The sequence below is a fragment of the Mesorhizobium sp. CAU 1732 genome, assembly GCF_039888675.1.
Lineage (GTDB): Bacteria > Pseudomonadota > Alphaproteobacteria > Rhizobiales > Rhizobiaceae > Aerobium.
Genome location: NZ_JBDQQR010000001.1, coordinates 58,733 through 76,864, shown reverse-complemented (window position 1 = coordinate 76,864; position 18,132 = coordinate 58,733). Strand labels below are relative to the sequence as shown.

21 protein-coding genes are annotated in these 18,132 nt (G+C 62.7%); 11 read left to right on the top strand and 10 right to left on the bottom strand.

What is annotated here, in order from left to right; genetic code table 11:
• Positions 1-5 precede the first annotated feature (5 nt).
• On the bottom strand, positions 6-611 hold the full coding sequence (hisB, locus tag AAFN55_RS00400) for an imidazoleglycerol-phosphate dehydratase HisB (RefSeq protein ID WP_347796912.1): 606 nt from the start codon (positions 609-611) through the stop codon (positions 6-8).
• Between the two features lie 177 nt (positions 612-788).
• On the opposite strand from hisB, the gene hslV reads away from it, so the two are divergent.
• The 5 genes from hslV (at position 789) to AAFN55_RS00375 (ending at position 5,473) form a co-directional block, all read left to right on the top strand.
• The gene (gene hslV / locus AAFN55_RS00395; protein ID WP_347796911.1) at positions 789-1,343 is read left to right on the top strand and encodes an ATP-dependent protease subunit HslV; all 555 of its coding nucleotides are present in this window, start codon (positions 789-791) and stop codon (positions 1,341-1,343) included.
• Positions 1,327-1,863, top strand: coding sequence for a GNAT family N-acetyltransferase (locus AAFN55_RS00390; RefSeq protein WP_347796910.1), 537 nt, complete (start codon positions 1,327-1,329; stop codon positions 1,861-1,863). Before hslV ends, AAFN55_RS00390 begins: the two co-directional genes overlap by 17 nt.
• 27 nt (positions 1,864-1,890) lie before the next feature.
• Positions 1,891-3,042: a hypothetical protein gene (locus tag AAFN55_RS00385; RefSeq protein ID WP_347796909.1), complete on the top strand. Its 1,152-nt coding sequence runs from the start codon at positions 1,891-1,893 to the stop codon at positions 3,040-3,042.
• An 11-nt stretch (positions 3,043-3,053) separates the two neighbouring features.
• Positions 3,054-4,361 (top strand): ATP-dependent protease ATPase subunit HslU, encoded by a 1,308-nt coding sequence (hslU, locus tag AAFN55_RS00380; protein WP_347796908.1) that lies wholly within the window; start codon positions 3,054-3,056, stop codon positions 4,359-4,361.
• Positions 4,362-4,543: 182 nt separating this feature from the next.
• Positions 4,544-5,473 carry a DUF1402 family protein gene (locus AAFN55_RS00375; RefSeq protein ID WP_347800136.1) on the top strand — a complete coding sequence of 310 codons (930 nt, stop codon included), beginning with the start codon at positions 4,544-4,546 and terminating at the stop codon, positions 5,471-5,473.
• A 12-nt stretch (positions 5,474-5,485) separates the two neighbouring features.
• Here the strand turns inward: AAFN55_RS00375 and AAFN55_RS00370 are convergent, their stop codons facing one another.
• From AAFN55_RS00370 to AAFN55_RS00355, 4 genes are read right to left on the bottom strand one after another with little or no spacing between them, the layout of a single operon-like run.
• Positions 5,486-5,860, bottom strand: a complete 375-nt coding sequence (locus tag AAFN55_RS00370; RefSeq protein ID WP_347796907.1) for a helix-turn-helix domain-containing protein — start codon at positions 5,858-5,860, stop codon at positions 5,486-5,488.
• Positions 5,860-6,417, bottom strand: a complete 558-nt coding sequence (locus AAFN55_RS00365) for a Smr/MutS family protein (RefSeq protein ID WP_347796906.1) — start codon at positions 6,415-6,417, stop codon at positions 5,860-5,862. The genes AAFN55_RS00370 and AAFN55_RS00365 overlap by 1 nt, the downstream gene beginning before the upstream one ends.
• Positions 6,414-7,520, bottom strand: coding sequence for a murein transglycosylase A (locus AAFN55_RS00360; protein WP_347796905.1), 1,107 nt, complete (start codon positions 7,518-7,520; stop codon positions 6,414-6,416). The genes AAFN55_RS00365 and AAFN55_RS00360 overlap by 4 nt, the downstream gene beginning before the upstream one ends.
• A 30-nt stretch (positions 7,521-7,550) precedes the next feature.
• Positions 7,551-8,261, bottom strand: a complete 711-nt coding sequence (locus AAFN55_RS00355) for a Tim44/TimA family putative adaptor protein (protein ID WP_347796904.1) — start codon at positions 8,259-8,261, stop codon at positions 7,551-7,553.
• A gap of 163 nt (positions 8,262-8,424) precedes the next feature.
• Here AAFN55_RS00355 and AAFN55_RS00350 point away from each other — a divergent pair, with 163 nt between their 5' ends.
• Both AAFN55_RS00350 and secB read left to right on the top strand, forming a co-directional pair.
• On the top strand, positions 8,425-8,922 hold the full coding sequence (locus AAFN55_RS00350) for an FxsA family protein (protein WP_347796903.1): 498 nt from the start codon (positions 8,425-8,427) through the stop codon (positions 8,920-8,922).
• Positions 8,923-9,054: 132 nt separating this feature from the next.
• On the top strand, positions 9,055-9,567 hold the full coding sequence (secB, locus tag AAFN55_RS00345) for a protein-export chaperone SecB (protein WP_347796902.1): 513 nt from the start codon (positions 9,055-9,057) through the stop codon (positions 9,565-9,567).
• 64 nt (positions 9,568-9,631) lie between these two features.
• Here secB and dnaQ read toward each other — a convergent pair whose 3' ends face one another.
• Genes dnaQ through AAFN55_RS00320 form a run of 5 tightly spaced genes read right to left on the bottom strand, consistent with a single transcriptional unit; the run spans position 9,632 to position 13,289 of the window.
• The gene (gene dnaQ, locus AAFN55_RS00340; RefSeq protein WP_347796901.1) at positions 9,632-10,354 is read right to left on the bottom strand and encodes a DNA polymerase III subunit epsilon; all 723 of its coding nucleotides are present in this window, start codon (positions 10,352-10,354) and stop codon (positions 9,632-9,634) included.
• 51 nt (positions 10,355-10,405) lie between these two features.
• Positions 10,406-11,011, bottom strand: a complete 606-nt coding sequence (coaE, locus tag AAFN55_RS00335; protein WP_347796900.1) for a dephospho-CoA kinase — start codon at positions 11,009-11,011, stop codon at positions 10,406-10,408.
• The gene (locus tag AAFN55_RS00330) at positions 11,008-11,850 is read right to left on the bottom strand and encodes a shikimate dehydrogenase (RefSeq protein WP_347796899.1); all 843 of its coding nucleotides are present in this window, start codon (positions 11,848-11,850) and stop codon (positions 11,008-11,010) included. The genes coaE and AAFN55_RS00330 overlap by 4 nt, the downstream gene beginning before the upstream one ends.
• Positions 11,843-12,442, bottom strand: a complete 600-nt coding sequence (locus tag AAFN55_RS00325; protein WP_347796898.1) for a Maf-like protein — start codon at positions 12,440-12,442, stop codon at positions 11,843-11,845. The genes AAFN55_RS00330 and AAFN55_RS00325 overlap by 8 nt, the downstream gene beginning before the upstream one ends.
• A gap of 25 nt (positions 12,443-12,467) precedes the next feature.
• Complete coding sequence (locus AAFN55_RS00320) at positions 12,468-13,289, bottom strand: pyruvate, water dikinase regulatory protein (protein ID WP_347796897.1); 822 nt, start codon at positions 13,287-13,289, stop codon at positions 12,468-12,470.
• 402 nt (positions 13,290-13,691) lie between these two features.
• On the opposite strand from AAFN55_RS00320, the gene hemE reads away from it, so the two are divergent.
• From hemE to mnmE, 4 genes are all read left to right on the top strand, one after another.
• Complete coding sequence (hemE, locus tag AAFN55_RS00315) at positions 13,692-14,726, top strand: uroporphyrinogen decarboxylase (protein ID WP_347796896.1); 1,035 nt, start codon at positions 13,692-13,694, stop codon at positions 14,724-14,726.
• The gene (gene hemJ, locus AAFN55_RS00310) at positions 14,723-15,256 is read left to right on the top strand and encodes a protoporphyrinogen oxidase HemJ (protein ID WP_347796895.1); all 534 of its coding nucleotides are present in this window, start codon (positions 14,723-14,725) and stop codon (positions 15,254-15,256) included. The genes hemE and hemJ overlap by 4 nt, the downstream gene beginning before the upstream one ends.
• A gap of 162 nt (positions 15,257-15,418) precedes the next feature.
• The gene (gene rho, locus AAFN55_RS00305) at positions 15,419-16,684 is read left to right on the top strand and encodes a transcription termination factor Rho (protein WP_347796894.1); all 1,266 of its coding nucleotides are present in this window, start codon (positions 15,419-15,421) and stop codon (positions 16,682-16,684) included.
• Positions 16,685-16,783: 99 nt separating this feature from the next.
• Positions 16,784-18,100: a tRNA uridine-5-carboxymethylaminomethyl(34) synthesis GTPase MnmE gene (gene mnmE, locus AAFN55_RS00300; protein WP_347796893.1), complete on the top strand. Its 1,317-nt coding sequence runs from the start codon at positions 16,784-16,786 to the stop codon at positions 18,098-18,100.
• The last annotated feature ends 32 nt before the right edge of the window (positions 18,101-18,132 follow it).

Sequence of the window (18,132 nt, the reverse complement as noted above, 5' to 3'; positions counted from 1 at the left end):
GGTGCTCATCCGTTCAACGTGCCCTTGGTCGACGGAATCGCACCCGCCTGCCGTGCATCGGGCTCGATCGCGGCGCGCAACGCCCGCGCCACCGCCTTGAAGCAGGTTTCGGCGATGTGGTGGTTGTTGGCGCCGTGGTGGTTGAGGACGTGGAGCGTGATGCCGGCATTTTGCGCCAGCGCCTGGAAGAACTCGCGCACCAGTTCGGTATCGAAGGTGCCGATCTTCGGCGACGAAAAGGCGACGTTCCAAACGAGGAACGGCCGTCCCGAAACGTCGATCGCCGCCTTGGTCAGCGTCTCGTCCATGGCGAGGTCGATCGAAGCATAGCGCGCGATCCCGCGTCGCTCGCCGAGCGCCTTGGCGATGGCCTGGCCGATCGCGATGCCGGTGTCCTCGACCGTGTGGTGATCGTCGATGTGGAGGTCGCCCTCGGCCTTGATCGTCATGTCGATCAGCGAGTGGCGTGCGAGCTGGTCGAGCATGTGGTCGAAGAAGCCGACGCCTGTCGAAATGGCGGATACGCCCTTCCCGTCCAGATCGACCGTGACGGCGATCCGGGTTTCCTTTGTCGCGCGCTCGACGCTCGCCTTGCGATCCTGACCGGCCATTCTATGGAACCTCGCCCTCTTGAAAGCGTGAGCCTCTTACCAGCATGGTCGCGGGATTGCCAGCACACCGCCCAAGGCGGTTGCGATTTGCATTCCGCCGGTCCGCACATACATACACGCGACGCGGTCGGCGCTGCATTTCACCATAGGCCGGCCGGAGGCAGTATCGGAGTTGATATGTCGAACGAACTGACAATGCACGCGACGACGATCGTCACCGTGCGAAAGGACAACAAGGTCGTGATCGCGGGCGACGGGCAGGTCAGCCTCGGCCAGACGATCATGAAGGGCAACGCGAAGAAGGTCCGGCGCCTCGGCAAGGGCAACGTCATCGCAGGTTTCGCCGGCGCGACCGCCGACGCATTCACGCTTCTCGAGCGGCTCGAAGCCAAGCTCGAGCAATATCCCGACCAGTTGACGCGCGCCTGCGTCGAACTCGCCAAGGACTGGCGCACGGACCGCTATCTGCGCCGCCTCGAGGCGATGATGCTGGTGGCCGACAAACACGTGACGCTGGCGCTCACCGGCACCGGCGACGTGCTGGAACCCGAGCATGGCGTGATGGCCATCGGCTCCGGCGGCAATTATGCGCTCGCTGCCGCCCGCGCGCTGATGGACACCGACAAGGATGCAGAGGACATCGCCCGCAGGGCCATGAAGATCGCAGCCGAGATCTGCGTCTACACGAACGACAGCTTCGTGGTGGAAACGCTCGATGCCGAAGAGGGCTGACGATATCGCCTTCCTGCCGGTGGAACCGAAGCACTACCCGTTGCTGGAGCAATGGCTGAAAAGTCCGCACATGCGCGAGTGGTGGGGCGATCCCGAAGAGGAACTCGGCTTCATCCGCGACATGGTCGAGGGACGGGATACGACGCGCCCATTCCTCATCACCGTGGACGGCGACCCGGTCGGCTACATCCAGTACTGGTTCATCGGCCACCATCAGAACGAACAGTGGCTGAAGGATCATCCCTGGCTTGCCGAACTGCCGCCTGAAACCATCGGCGTCGACCTGTCGATCGGCGATCCCCAGCTTCTCTCGAAAGGCATCGGCTCGGCGGCCCTGAAGGCATTCGTGTCCGACAGAATCGACGAAGGCCATGCGAGCATCGTCATCGACCCCGATGCCGACAACGCCCGCGCCATCCGCGCCTATCAGAAGGCCGGCTTTGTGCCGGTCCCTCATCTTGTCGGCCGGACTGGCGATACGCTCATCATGCAGTATGGTGCCGCCCGCGTGCCGCGATAATGCGGCAGGCAGCAAGACGGGGTTAACATGATCAGCGCGCAAACGCTCGACAATGCGGTTGTGGAAGGCGTCATCTCTCCTGCCCAGCGCGATCGCCTCCATCAGATGGAGCAAGCGCTCACGCTGTCACCCGACGATGACGACAGCGCTCAAGACGAAAACCTGCGGCTCATCGGCGGCGGCAACGACTTGTTCGTCACGGTCGGCATCGTGCTTCTGACGGCCGGTTTTTATTTCGTGCTGTCGACGCTGATCGAGAATCGTCCGATCTGGATCGCCGGGTTGCTGGCCGGCTTTTCCTGGCTGGTTGCGGAAGTCGTCACGCGTCAGCACCGCATGAAGCTGTCCTCGACAGTGCTCAGCCTGCTGTTTGCTGGCTCCATCGCGGCTGTGCTGCTGCTGGTTGCCGACGCGCGCTATACGATCCGCATGCCTGAATCATTGTGGCAACTGCTGGCGCTGAGACAGATCGTCGGACCTGCCGGCTATCTCGTCTTGGGCGGGGTGATTGCTGCGGCGGCGATCTATTTCTGGCGGTTTCGCGTTCCTATCCTTGCGGGCGTCGTCGCCATCGCGGCAACCCTGCTCGCATTCCTGCAAACGGCCCTCATTCTTTACGACGGCGTCGCCGCCGGGTCGGTCGCGATGCCGCAAATCGAGGAGATGCCGGAACTGCTCCGCGCCTCGCTCTATATGCCGCTGATCTGTGGACTGGTGGTGTTCGCCATTGCGGTCGCGCTCGATATCCACGACCGCGAGCGGCGCACCACATGGTCGGACTGCGCTTTCTGGCTGCATGTGGTGTCAGCGCCGATGCTGGTGCATCCGCTGTTCATCATGGCGACAGGACAGGACGTGGTTCTGGGCAATATCGAGCCCGACACCAGCGCGACGATCATGCTCGCATTGCTGATCGCCAGCTTCGTCTATGTGGCGCTTGCCATAGACCGGCGCTCGCTGCTGGTGCCCACACTTGCCTATTTCGGCTCGCTCGGCATCTATTACCTCGTCAATTCGACGGCCAATACGACCGGCGTGCCGCCGTTCGCGCTTATCCTGCTGGTGGTCGGTGCGCTGATCATCACCTTCGGCGCGGGCTGGCAGCACATCCGCCGCTTGATCGTGCGGCCAACGCTCCCCACATCCGTGCTCAACAAGCTCCCTCCCATCAAGGCTTAGCGTAAAAGTAGATGACCACTTTTTCCCCCCGCGAGATCGTTTCCGAACTCGACCGCTACATCATCGGCCAGAAGGACGCCAAGCGCGCCGTGGCCATTGCGATGCGCAATCGCTGGCGCCGCCAGCAACTGGAAGGCCAGATGCGCGAAGAGGTGATGCCGAAGAACATCCTGATGATCGGCCCCACCGGCGTCGGCAAGACCGAGATTTCGCGCAGACTGGCGAAGCTCGCCGGTGCGCCCTTCATCAAGGTCGAGGCCACCAAGTTCACCGAAGTCGGCTATGTCGGCCGCGATGTCGAGCAGATCATCCGCGATCTGGTCGAGGTCGCCATCGGGCTCGTGAAGGACACGATGCGCGAGGACGTGAAGGCGCGCGCGCATATCAACGCCGAGGAGCGCGTGCTGGAGGCGCTGGTCGGCAAGACCGCAAGCCCCGCGACGCGCGATTCCTTCCGCAAGAAGCTGCGCGACGGCGAGCTCGACGACAAGGAGATCGAGGTCGAGGTCGCCGACACGGGAACGGGCGGGATGCCCGGTTTCGAGGTTCCCGGAATGCCGGGCGGCGTCGGCATGATCAATCTCAGCGAGATGATGCAGAAGGCGATGGGCGGCCAGCGCACCAAGACGCGCAAGACCACGGTGAAGGAATCCTACAGCCTTCTGGTGAGCGACGAGTCCGAAAAACTTCTCGACCAGGAGGAAGTCGTGCGCCGCGCTCTGGAATCGACCGAGAACAACGGCATCGTCTTCCTCGACGAGATCGACAAGGTCGCGACCCGCAGCGACGTTGCCGGCGGACCGTCGCGCGAAGGCGTGCAGCGCGATCTGCTGCCGCTGGTCGAAGGGACGACCGTTGCGACGAAATACGGGCCGATCAAGACCGACCACATCCTCTTCATCGCGTCGGGCGCCTTCCACGTGGCGAAGCCGTCCGATCTTCTGCCCGAGCTTCAGGGCCGCCTGCCGATCCGCGTCGAACTGCGTGCGCTCGAGAAGGACGACTTCCGCCGCATCCTGACCGAAACCGAGGCGAGCCTGATCAAGCAGTATATCGCGCTGATGCTGACAGAGGGCGTGTCGCTCTCGTTCAGCGACGATGCGATCGACACGCTCGCGGGCATCGCCGTCGATCTCAATGCAAGTGTCGAGAACATCGGCGCTCGGCGCCTCCAGACCGTGATGGAACGGGTGCTGGACGACATCTCGTTCAACGCGCCGGACAAGTCCGGTACGGAGATCACGATCGACGCCGAATATGTCGACAAGCATGTCGGCGACCTGGCGAAGAACACGGATTTGTCGCGATTCATCCTGTAAAGGGGTGTGACAGCAAAAGCATAGTTGCAGAACTTCGGAGCCCTGACGAACGATTGAGCGTCGGGGCTCTCGACTCGATAAGAGCCTGCAACTAGGTTTGCGCGTCCTCACGAACGAGCCTCTGGTCTAGACCACACATGAAGATCGCCGCCCGGCTACTCGCCGTCCTCTGCTTTTCGGCGATGGCCACCAGCTTTGGAGCCGCGTCCGCGGGTGCCGCCACGCTGGTGCCTCCGGGCAACCGCCATGCCGAGCAGCCAGGTGTTCCGGCCGCGTCGGCAAACCGCACCCGCGCCGCGCGCTCCACCTATGACGCCAAGTACCGCAAGGTCTACGCGCTGTTGCAGACCGACAACGCGCTGCGCTCAAAGATCGTATCCGTGTCGGCGCGTTACGGCATCGATCCGATGCATATGGTCGGCGCGATCGTCGGCGAGCACACCTACAATGTCGATGCCTATGACCGGCTCCAGACCTACTATGTGAAGGCGGCGTCCTATCTCGGCTCGAACTTCAACTTTTCGCATGGCGGCGAGTCCGTCAGCGCCTTCGTCGCCCGTCCGCAATTCCAAAGCTGCGCCTCGGTCTCGGACAGCTACGATCTCTGGTCCTGCCGCGAGGCGGTGTGGGAGAAGACATTCCGGGGCCGCACGGTGGATGGCGCCAGTTTTCCCAACGACCGGTTCAGTGCCGTCTTCTTCCAGCCCTTCTATGCCGGGCAGACATTCGGCATCGGCCAGCTCAACCCGCTGACCGCGTTGCAGATGAGCGATCTCGTGACGCGCGTGTCGGGACTGCCGAAACTCGATCATGAGAACCCGCAGCAGGTATATCGCACGATCATGGACCCGGACCTGACGCTCGCCTATGTCGCCGCAACGCTGAAGACGTCGATCGACGCCTATCGCAAGATCGCCGGGTTCGACATCTCGAAGAATCCCGGCGTCACGGCGACGCTTTACAATGTCGGCAACCCCGAGCAGCGGGCCTACGCGCTCAAGGCCGAGAACGAGCGCCGCCGCAGGGCGGGCGAAACCCCGCGCCTGCCGGAAGAAAACTATTATGGCTGGCTGGTGAACGACAAAATCGCGGAATTGCAGGCGCTGTTCTAGATCGGGACAGGATCAGGCGTTCTTGCTCTTGCGTATCGCGGCTTCGAGATTTTCCGTCAGCGCCGCGATGTCATCGTCCGAAAGCTTGCCGATTTCCGATGCGAGCCGATTGGCGAGAAGCGTGGCCGGCGCCGACAGGCCCGACGTATCGACGACAATCCGGGGATGCGACGCGGCCGCCAGGGTCTGCAACTCCTCGGCATCGTCCCAGATCACATTGAAATAGCCGACGATCTTTTGCACGAGCGCCCAGCTCGGCGCGCCGCGCTGCCCATGCTCCAGAGCCGACAGATAGGCTGCGCTGACGCCAAGCGCCGCCGCCATCTGCTTTTGCGTTACGCCTTTCCCGGTGCGGAGTTCACGCATCTTTGCGCCGAACGGTGTCATCACGCACCGCCGGACGGTCGGCGCAGCCGCACATAGATCGCGCCGGCACCGCCATGGTTGCGTGCGGCATGCTCATGCCCGCCGACCAGTGCGCGAAACGGCGGCGTGGCGAACCAGGCCGGCACCGCGCGCTTCAGGACGCCATCGCTGCCCAGCGACGAGCCTTTGCCCGTCACCACCAGGACGTGGCGGCGGCCATCGGCATAGGCGCGATGCAGGAAGGACAGGAGCAGCGCATGCGCCTCGCTCTGCGTCAGGCCGTGGAGATCGACCTTGCCCTCGATCGGGATCCGGCCCTTCGCGAGCTTGTCGCGCGTCGGAGAATCGATGCCGTGCTGGCGCGCCTGCGATGATTTCGGCCGGGAAGGCTCCGGTTGAGGCTCGGCTGCCGCTCGCTTCGGCGTCTTGACGGGCGCGTCCAGCAGGTCGGCGAACTGCTCGACGACAGCCGGCGGCTCCTCGACCGCCTTGCCTGGCAGGGGTTTCGTGGAGCGCGCGACCCGGTTCCATAAAATCCGGTCTTCCATCGACAGCGGCTTGTCGGCCTTCGCGTTCATGCCGCCGCTCCCGGCACGAGACCCACCGGAACCAGTGCGACGATATCCGCATCGTGGCGGATGACGCCCGCGATCTCGCCCGCTGCATCGCCCGACCCGGCAAACAGGTCACCGCGGGCCGGGCCGACGATCGCGGAGCCGGTGTCCTGCGCGATCATGAGGCGGCGAAACGGCGCGCTGCCGAACGCATCCAGCGAGGGCGCGACGACATGGAACGGCGTCGCGAAGGTGTGCAGCAACCTGTCGACCGCCATCGAGCGGCCAGCCGTAAGCGGAACTTTCGCGGCCGCGATCGGCCCAAGGCCGGCATCGTCGACCGCGGCCTCGCGAAAGAAGATGTACGACCGGTTCTGGCGGAGGATGTCGTCGACACGGTGCGGATGCGCCGCAAGCCACGCCCTGATCGACTGCATCGTCACGGCAGCAAGGGGGATTTCTCCCAGGTCGACAAGAATTCTACCTGCCCCGGTAAAGCGCTGGCCCGACTTCGCCGCATAGGTGATGCGCCGCATCCGCCCATCCGGCATCACGAGCCGCGCTGCGCCCTGGACATGGATGAAGAACGCGTCGACCGGGTCGGCAACCCAGGCAAGCGCCTCGGCGCGATCGCCCAGCGCACCCTCTTCGATCGCGCGCCGGTCGTGATATTCGACGATCCCGTCCGGCGTTTGCCTTCCGAAAGCAAGATAGGGATCGAGCCCGGCTGGCCGGTTGCCGTCATCGATCTTCGCGAGATCGGCGGGAGGCGCCAGAAGCGGAACCTTGAACGCATCCGTGCGAACTGGCGAAGCATTCACCTGCGGCTCGTAGAAGCCGGTGACGAAGCCCGACGCCGCATCATCGGGGACGATCCGCATCGGTTGGAAATGGGTTTCGAAGAAGTGCCGGGCCTGCTGGTCGTTCGGACCGTCGAGCCGCAACGCTGCGGCGAACGCGTCTGTGAAAGCAGCGTGCTCGACGCCAAGCGTACCCGTTCGATAGGTCGCGCCGGTTGCATAGACCGCGCTCAGGCGAAATGCAGCGAGCGCCTCGGCGTGATGGTCATCGTTCCAGCCGGGAAGATCGCCGAAGGCGACAGGCTGGAAGAGCGGGGAAAGCGGCACGGCACGGCCTCGCGCAAGGTGGCCGGCCGATCAGTCGTCGGCTTCGGTGGCGACAAGCTTCCAGTTCGGATCGTTCGATCGCGTGTCGCGGGCGAATGTCCAGACGTCCTTGACCTCGGCCACGGTTTCCGGGTCGCCATCGATCACTTCACCGCCGCTGTTGCGGGTCGCCGAAATCAGCTCGCTGACGACGCGCAGCGTGACATGCGATTCGCTGCCCTTCATCTCGGCCGCGACGATATCGGCCTTGTCGATGCCGACGAAGGAGGACTGGATTTTTTCCGAACGGCTCTCGCGGTCGGCGATCGCGGCGACGAAACCGTCATAGACTTCGCGCGACAGGAGGTTCTTCAGCGTGCGGCGGTCGCCATCGGCATAAGCCATGACGATCATCTCGTATGCCATCTTCGCGCCGTCGACGAAGGTCTTCGGCTCGAATGTCGGATCGTTGTCGTGAATGGCCCGCATGCCCTTGTTCAGGTCGGTGCCGGGCTTTGCAAACGCATCGATTGCGGCATAGGCTTCAACGTCGGGTTCGCCATTGCCCTTGCGGCGCGGCAGCGACACGACATTCTCGGCAGGCGACGTTGCTTCCGGCTTCGGACCGGTACGCGCAGACGTGTAGGGATCGAACGGCTGGCGTTCGTTCCCGGTCCGTCTGCCCAGCACGTTACGCAGCTGGAAAAAGATCACGATCGCCGCGACGAGAAAGAAGATCGTGCCGAAGTCGAAAAATTCCATATCGTCCGCCAAAAACCTTTATGCCGGCAAAGACCAGAACCTGCCAGCGACACCATTGCATATAGAACGCATCAAGCCATCATTCAAATCAAAGCGCAGACAACCTATCTAGAGCGGATACGCCGTACGTCACCGCCCCACCCTGCTGAAAGATCGAGATCCCGTGCCATTCGCCATTGCACCCCTGTTCTTCCTCGCGATGCCGCTCATCGAGATCGCCGCGTTCATCATCGTGGGCAGTCAGATCGGGGTGCTGCCGACAATCGGCCTGACGATCGCCACATCCGTTCTCGGCGCGGTCCTCCTTCGGGTCCAGGGCTTCGGCATCCTGTCGCGGATGCGCACCACCATGGAAGCGGGCGGCACGCCGGGGCGCGATCTGGTTCACGGTCTGATGGTGATGGTGGCGGGCGTTCTGTTGATTCTGCCCGGCTTCGTGACCGACGCGATCGGGCTGTTGCTGTTCATTCCCGCGGTGCGTGACCTGGGCTGGCAGTTTCTGAAGCGCCGGATCGTAGTCGTCGGCGGAACGGCCGGCGGCGCGTCAACCGGTGGATGGCGCAGGCAGCGCGGTCCCAACACGATCGATCTCGACGAGGACGAGTATACGAAGGAACCCGGTCCCGACGACCGCAAACGCTTCCTCAAGGATGATCGATAGCGCCTTTGCAGCACTGGCCCGGCCTCCGGACGTGGCCGTTCGCCAAGCTTGTCAGGCCCGACATGCCATGGTAGCCAAGCCCGCGATTTCAATGCCCGGCCGTGAGAGGCTGAAGAAAGAGGATTCCGCCTGATGGCCAAGCAACCCGAAGAAACGAACACGCCACCCGCAGGCGCGGCGAAGACCGGCAACGGCGCGCAGCCCGCGCTCAACGTCCTGACCCAGTATGTGAAGGATTTGTCCTTCGAAAGCCCGGGCGCACCGAACTCGCTGCGCAGCCGCGACAAGGCACCCAGCATCAACATCAACGTCAACGTTAACGCAAATCCGATCTCGGAAGGCGAATACGACGTGACGCTGACGCTGAACGCCAAGGCATCGGCCGACAGCGACGTGCTGTTCAATGTCGAACTGATCTATGGCGGCGTGTTCCGCGTGGCGGGTTTTCCGCAGGAGCACATGCTGCCAATCCTCTTCATCGAATGCCCGCGCCTGCTGTTCCCGTTCGCGCGCCAGATCATCGCGGACTCGACGCGCAATGGCGGTTTCCCCCCGCTGATGATCGACCCGATCGATTTCGCGCAGATGTTCCAGCAGCGCATGGCGGAAGAACAGGCGAAGGCCAAGGTCAGCGGCAACGCCTGATCGGGCACCAGCCAGATTTGATAAGAATGCGAAAGGCCTGGACATCGTCCGGGCCTTTTCTTCGTCAGGGTGTGGACGCGTCGAGATAGGCCTGATCGACCTGACGCCAGATCGCGTCGCCGCCGATCGTGTCCACCAGCGCCCGGTGCGCCTCGGCTTCGGCGGCACTGAGGCGTGGTGCAAGCGGGCGTTCGCGCTGCACGATCACGACCGCGATATCGCCATCGCCGTTCGCAGCATCGACCTGAATCTCGACTTCGAGCCCAAGTGCTGCCTGCTTTCCACCAATCAGCTCGATATAGACTTCGGCCAGAAGCTCCGAGTCGAGGAGCGCCCCGTGCTTGACGCGGTGGTTGTTGTCGATGCCGTAGCGCCGGCATAACGCGTCGAGCGAGTTCGGCCCCATCGGATGCTTGCGCCGGGCGATCGCGAGCGTGTCGATCACCTGCCCCGGATCGACGGGCCCGATGCCGAGCCTGCCGAATTCGGCATTCAGGAAGCCGATATCGAAATTGGCGTTGTGAGCGACGAGGTGGGCGCCATCCAGAAAGGCGACGAGCTCATCGGCAATCGCCGAAAAGACCGGCTTGTCAGCAAGCTGAGCGTCGCTGATGCCATGGACCGCCAGCGCCTCGGGGTGCACCGAGCGCCCCTGTGGATTGATGTAGACATGAAACGTGCGCCCGGTCGGAAACCGGTTGACGAGCTCGATACCGCCGAACTCGATGATCCGGTCCTCGCGGTTGTCGAGGCCGGTGGTTTCCGTATCGAAAATGATCTCACGCATCGATTCGCTCCTGCGCGATCAGGATGGACGCTGACGATGGCTGCGACAAGCTCAGCGTGATGTCTCGGCCCGATCGCCCCCAGACAGTTGGCGGACGATGTCGTTCACGCTCGCTTTGGCCGCTTTCAGCCCGAGGCTCGTATCGATGACGTAGTCCGCCCGCGCGCGCTTTTCGGCATCCGGGGTCTGCCGGGCGCGGATCGCCTCGAATTTTTCCGCCGTCATGCCGGGCCTGGCCAGAACGCGCTCGCGCTGAACGTCGGCCGGCGCGGTCACGACGACGATGCGATCGACGCGGCCCTCGCCGCCGGTCTCGAACAGGAGCGGGATGTCGAGCACCACGACGGGCGTGCCCGCGTCCCGGTTGCGCGTCAGAAATGCGTCGGCCTCAGCCCGCACCAGCGGGTGGATGATCGCTTCGAGATCGCGCATCGCGGCGGGATTGTCGAGAACCTCACCGGCAAGTTTCTGCCGATCGACCGCGCCATTCGCCGTCACGCCGGGAAACCGGGCCTCGATCAGCGGCGCGGCGCGCCCGGAATAGAGCCGATGGACCGTCTCGTCGGAATCATGAACCGGCACGCCGGCCTCGACGAACATCTTTGCCGTGGTCGATTTGCCCATGCCGATCGAGCCGGTCAGACCAAGAATGATCATCGATGCGCCTCGATGTCCGCGACGACGAGTGCCCGCAGCGCTTCGGTGACCTGCGGCCTGACCCCGAACCAGCGCTCGAAGCCGGGCACGGCCTGCTCGAGAAGCATGCCCAAACCGTCCACGGTCTTCAGGCCACGCGCCCTGGCAGCCGCAAGCAGCGGCGTCAGAAGGGGTGTGTAGACGATATCATTGACGATCGCATCGTCCGGCAGGTTGGCGACGTCGAGCGGTGAGCCGCCTTCGCCATTCAGGCCTATCGACGTCGTGTTCACGACGAGCTGGGCACCGCTGGCGAGCTCATTACGCGCATCCCAGAGCTCGGCGCGAACGCCTGATCCGAAACGATCGGCGAGTTCGCGCGCACGCTTCGGCGAGCGGTTCACCAGCCGGATTTCCGGGATGCCGGCCTGGATAAGCGCAAAAAGCACCGCGCGCGATGCGCCACCCGCGCCGAGGACGAGCGCGGCACGCGCCTGTCTCCAGCCGGCCGCGCGATTGTCGAGATCCGCCGCAAAGCCGGGCGCGTCGGAATTGGATCCATTGAGCCGACCATCCTCGAACCACAGCGTGTTCGCCGCTCCGATCAATTGGGCAGCTTCGTCCACATGATCGACAAGCCCGCAAACCGCCTCCTTGTGCGGGATCGTGACGTTGCCGCCGACGAAACCGTTGTCTCGCATGCCGCGAACGAAGGCGGTCAGATCGGACGGGGCGACGTCGATACGCTCATAGCTGCCGGCAAGATCATACTTCTCGAGCCAGTGACCATGGATCATCGGCGAGCGCGAATGCGAAATCGGATGCCCGATGATAAAGGCTTTCCTTGCCGCTTCAGCCATCGATCGCTCCCAGGTCGCGCAGTTTGGCAAGCAGCGGCAGCAGCGGCAGGCCGACGATCGTGAAATGATCCCCGTCGATCGCCTCGAAGAGCTGGATGCCTTCGCCCTCGATCTGATAGGCGCCCACGCTCGACAAGGCCTTGTCGCCGACCTGCGCCAGATGACGCCCGATGAAGCCCGGATCGAGGGTGCGCATCGTCAACCGGGCAATCCCCACATGACGCCACACGACCTGCTGGTCACGGGCCAATACGACGGCGCTGTTGAGCTGGTGGGTTTTCCCGGAGAGTGCAAGAAGACGCCGGCGCGCCTCCTCCATATCGCGGGGCTTGTGCAAAACCTCGTCGCCGAGCGACAGCGTCTGGTCGCAGCCGATGACAAGCGCGCCGGGATTGCGCTCCGCAACGTCCAGCGCCTTGGCTTCGGCCAGGATCAGCGCCAGATCATCCGGCATCATGCCGGCATTGGCCACGGCACTTTCCACCGCGCGCTCGTCTGTCTCGGGGGATTCCGCATCGAAGACCAGACCCGCATCCGCCAGCATCTTGCGGCGAAACGGGCTTCCCGAGGCGAGAACAATGCGATCCGGCATGAAGATATCCTTCCCTGCCGCGCGGTTACCGTGTCTTGCCGCGCAACGCAACGATGGCGGCGGCCGTTTCCTCGATCGATCGTCGGCTGACATCGATCGTCGACCAGCCGTGTCGTGAGCAGAGCTGGCGGGCATAGGCGAGTTCCTGCGCGATGACCGTGCGATCGACATAGGATTGCTGGTCGTAGCCGATGGAACTGCCGAGCATGCGGTTTTCGCGGACATGGGAGATGCGCTCGGCCGTTGCGACGAGCCCGACCACCAGCGGCTTCTTGGCATAGATGACGCTTTCCGGGATCGGCACACCCAACACGATGGGGATGTTCGCCGTCTTGATGCCGCGGTTCGCCAGATAGATGCTCGTCGGCGTCTTCGACGTTCGCGAAATTCCCATCAGGATGACGTCCGCATCCTCGACGTCGTTCGAGAGCTGACCGTCATCGTGCTCCATCGTGTAATTCAGCGCGTCGATACGGCGGAAATATTGCGCATCGAGAACGTGCTGCGCGCCCACCCGTCTGCCGGCAGGTGCCCCGAGATAGGACTGGAAGACCGTCAGGACCGGCTCGAGCACGGAGACGCAAGGAAGACCCATCGTGGCGCAGCGGCTGTCGATGAGGCGGCCAAGGTCCTGATCGACGACCGTGTAGAGGACGATGCCGGGCGACTCATCGATTTCCTCGAGCACCTTGATGAGCTGCCGCTCGGTCCGGATTAGCGGATAAATGTGCTCGATCGCACGCGCATCCTTGTACTGGGCCGCAGCCGCGCGGCCCGCCGAGAGCAGCGTTTCGCCCGTCGCGTCGGAGATCATGTGGAGATGAAAGAAGCTTTGCTGTTTGTTCACAGGCCGTCCCGTACCCTGTTGGTGCGTGTGGATAACGGAGACAGTTTTCCCCGGCATTCCGACCGGACTGTATCAGAGGCCGGTTTGTCCACAATTCGCCCTGCCGTCGAAAACGAAAGGGGGCTGTGAATGAAAATGGGGGCTGCGTCGCTTCGTCCCGCCGAGCGCCAAACCCGGCATTTTTCGTCGATCCGTAAGAGACTGATTCTCATCTCTTTTTCAGGGTTATCCCCGAAGTTGTTCCACGGGTATCCTGACGATACCGGAAACGCTTACAGCGTCTTTCTCGCGGCCTGATCGTGCAGAACCGACAATTGCCGTTACCAACAGAGTCGTAGAATCAAAAGATTCCATTAAAAGAGTCTTTTTAGTTTTAGGGCGCTTGGTCCTCGAAGGGTAAGAATGGCTGAGAAGAAGCGAATCGTCCTTGATGTGCTCAGGGGAGAGACCGTTTTCCCGCCACCGATCTGGATGATGCGACAAGCGGGACGCTACCTTCCCGAGTACCGTGAAACGCGCAAGCGAGCAGGTGGTTTCCTCGACCTCTGCTACAATCCGGATTTCGCCGTTGAAGTGACCCTGCAGCCGATCAAGCGGTTCGGCTTCGACGCCTCGATCCTGTTTTCCGATATCCTGGTCGTTCCCCATGCGCTTGGCCGTGACCTGCGCTTTGAGGAAGGACGTGGGCCTGTGATGACGCCGATCGCGATGGAAGACATTGCCACGCTGTCTACCGAGGCTTTCCACGAGGTTTTGGCGCCGGTCTACGAGACGGTCCGGCGGTTGCGCAAAGAGCTGCCTGAGGAAACCACGCTGCTCGGTTTCTGCGGCGCGCCCTGGACGGTCGCGACCTACATGATCGCGGGGCATGGAACGCCCGACCAGGCACCAGCGCGGCTCTTCGGTTATCGGCATCCCGAGGCCATGCGCGATCTGCTCGACCTGCTTGCCCGTCAATCCGCCGACTATCTCATTCGCCAGATCGATGCCGGCGCGGACGCAGTCCAGATTTTCGATTCCTGGTCCGGTGTCCTCGATGAAGCGTGTTTTCAGGACTATTGCATGCGTCCGGTGGCCGAGATCGTGCGACGGGTCCGCGCTGTTCATCCCGACACGCCGATCATCGGCTTTCCGAAGGGTGCTGGATCGCTCTACGACGGCTACAGGGCGGCCACTGGCATCACTGCGCTGGGCATCGATTGGTCCGTGCCGCTGAGCCAGGCAAAGACGCTCCAGGGGCACGGTGCGGTACAGGGCAATCTCGACCCGCTGCGACTGGTTGCCGGCGGCAAGGCGCTCGATGAGGGTGTCGACGCCATCCTGCGCGAACTCGGTTCCGGCCCTCTGGTGTTCAACCTTGGTCACGGCATCACGCCCGAGGCTCCCATCGCCCATGTGGAACGCATGGTGGCGCGGGTTCGTGAGGCGACGACATGAGTGGTGCTACCGCATCGAAATCCGGCACTCCGATGATGCGGGCGCTCGTGTCGCTGCTGATCGTCGCCGGACTGACGGCCGCATTGTTTCTGGCTGCGCCGGTGTCGTGGTACGACTGGATCAAGGCATTCCATGTGATCGCGGTAATCTCCTGGATGGCCGGGATGCTCTACCTGCCGCGCCTTTTCGTCTATCATGCGCAGGCCGAACCGGGTTCCGACACGTCCGAGACCTTCAAGGTGATGGAGCGCAGGCTTTTGCGGGCGATCATCAATCCGGCGATGGTCGTCACCTGGGTCCTGGGGCTCTGGCTGGCCTGGCGGGGCTTCGGTTTTTCAGGGGGCTGGCTGCATGCCAAGATCGCGGCCGTCTTGCTGCTGTCCGGCGTTCACGGCTACCTCTCGGCATCGGTGCGCAGGTTTGCCGGGGATAGCAACACAAAACCGACACGACACTGGCGCATCGTCAACGAGATCCCGACCGTTCTGATGGTGGTGATCGTGATCCTCGTGGTGGTTAAACCCTTGTAGAACGGCTTGGAAATCCTACCTTGCGCTTTGGAAGGTTGGCGTTTAAGAGTCTGACCTCTCTCCCCGCATGGCGTAGTGCATACTGTTCTTCAGCGGGCGCCCCCGGCGCACACACTGCCGCCCCGCATTCCCTCCCTTTCTTGCCTATCCAGGTTCCGCAACATGCAGGAAATGAAACTACAAGAGCTCAAGAGCAAAGGCCCCACGGACCTCATTGCGTTCGCCGAATCGCTCGAGGTCGAGAACGCCAGCGTTCTGCGCAAGCAGGAGCTGATGTTCGCCATTCTCAAGAAGCTCGCGGCACAGGACATCGAGATCATCGGCGAAGGCGTCGTCGAGGTTCTGCAGGACGGATTCGGCTTCCTGCGCTCGGCCAATGCCAACTATCTGCCGGGTCCCGACGATATCTACATCTCGCCGTCACAGATCAGGCGCTTTTCGCTCAAGACCGGCGATACGGTCGAAGGCCCTATCCGTGGACCGAAGGAAGGCGAGCGCTATTTTGCGCTGCTAAAGGTCAACACGATCAATTTCGAGGATCCCGAAAAGATCCGCCACAAGATCCATTTCGACAATCTGACGCCGCTCTATCCGAACGAGCGTCTGCGCATGGAAACGGAGGCTCCGACCACCAAGGACCTCTCCGCGCGTGTCATCGATCTGGTCGCTCCGCTCGGCAAGGGCCAGCGTGGTCTGATCGTCGCGCCGCCGCGTACCGGCAAGACGGTCCTGCTGCAGAACATCGCGCATTCGGTCGCCACCAACCATCCCGAGGCTTATCTCATCGTTCTTCTGATCGACGAGCGCCCGGAAGAAGTGACCGACATGCAGCGCTCGGTGAAGGGCGAGGTCGTCTCCTCGACCTTCGACGAGCCGGCGGTTCGTCACGTTCAGGTCGCCGAGATGGTGATCGAGAAGGCCAAGCGCCTGGTGGAGCATGGCCGCGACGTCGTCATCCTGCTCGATTCCATCACGCGCCTCGGCCGCGCCTACAACACGGTCGTGCCGTCATCCGGCAAGGTCCTGACCGGCGGTGTCGACGCCAACGCGCTCCAGCGGCCGAAGCGCTTCTTCGGCGCTGCCCGCAACATCGAAGAAGGTGGCTCGCTCACCATCATCGCAACCGCGCTGATCGATACCGGCAGCCGCATGGACGAAGTGATCTTCGAGGAGTTCAAGGGTACCGGCAATTCGGAAATCGTGCTGGACCGCAAGGTCGCGGACAAGCGCATCTTCCCGTCCATGGACATCCTGAAGTCTGGAACGCGCAAAGAAGACCTGCTGGTCGCGCGTCAGGATCTCCAGAAGATCTTCGTGCTTCGCCGCATCCTGGCGCCGATGGGAACGACGGACGCGATCGAGTTCCTGATCGACAAACTGAAGCAGACCAAGTCGAACGCGGACTTCTTCGATTCCATGAACACGTAGGCGCGGGTCGAGACAATCGATTCGCACACGTAACAAAGTTCAATCGGAGGCCCTCGCGGCCTCCGATTCGTTTCCGAAACAATTCTGGGAGCGAGGTTCATGTTCCGGGATACGATTTTCGCCCTGTCCAGCGGAGGCTTGCCGTCCGGCGTGGCGGTTATTCGCGTCTCGGGACCCGACGTCGAGCCGGTTCTTCGCGGCGCAATTGGACGCATCCCTGCATCTCGCAAAGCGGAACTTTGTACAATCAGGCAGCAGGATGGAACCGTCCTGGATCGCGGGCTCGTGGTCTACTTCCCCGCGCCACACAGCTTCACCGGCGAGGAATGCGTCGAGTTCCATCTGCATGGCGGCAAGGCGGTTGTCCAGGCTATGTTGTCATTTCTGACGACTTTTGAGGGGCTTCGCCACGCGGAAGCCGGGGAATTTACCCGCAGGGCCTTTATCAATGGAAAGGTCGATCTCACAGGCGCTGAAGCATTGGGGGATCTGATCGCTTCAGAGACCGAGGCACAGCGTCGGCTCGCCGTCACACACGCGGACGGCGGCCAGGCAAAGCTCTACGCGGGTTGGCGCAATCAACTTCTTCATGCGCGCGCCATGATCGAGGCTGAGCTGGACTTTGCGGACGAGGCCGATGTTCCGGGTTCGGTATCGGATCAAGTCTGGCAGTCCATGCGCTCGCTGCATTCGCAGATCGAGCAGCATCTGACGGGCTATCACGCAGCGGAAATCGTGCGCGAGGGTTTCCGCGTCGCGCTGATCGGCGCCCCCAATGCGGGAAAATCAAGCCTTCTCAATGCATTGGCGCGCCGGGACGTGGCGATCGTCACGGACGTACCGGGTACCACACGCGATACGATCGACGTCGTCCTTGATCTGTCGGGCTACAAAATCATCGTTACGGATACGGCCGGCCTGCGGGACACGACCGATATCGTCGAGGTGATCGGGGTCCAACGGGCGCTGGCCGCAGCGGCAAATGCGGATCTGATTCTTGAGCTGATCGATTCGTCTGATAGGAATTTACCCTCCCCGCTATCGGTGCCTCAGAATACCGTATGGAGGATCGGGACAAAGCGTGATCTGCAGACAGCGGATGCACGTGAGGAATTCGACCACCTCGTATCCAGTCATACCGGAGAAGGTCTCAACGGCCTGCTGGACGCTATCGCTTCAAAAGCCGCCGACGCTGGTTCCGTCACGAGCATCGTTCCGTTTCGGGCTCGTCATGTAGAGCTTTTGACAATGTGCGCAGGGCACGTTGCGAACGCTGCCGGGGAGCCGGCAGCCGATCTGGAGTTACGCGCCGAGGAGCTTCGCTTGGCGGGTGACGCGCTTGGTCGGATCACCGGAGCCGTGGATGTCGAGGAGTTGCTCGGCGTCATCTTCTCGCAATTCTGCATCGGGAAGTGATTCACGTGAAACACGCGAAACGCTGGCAGCGT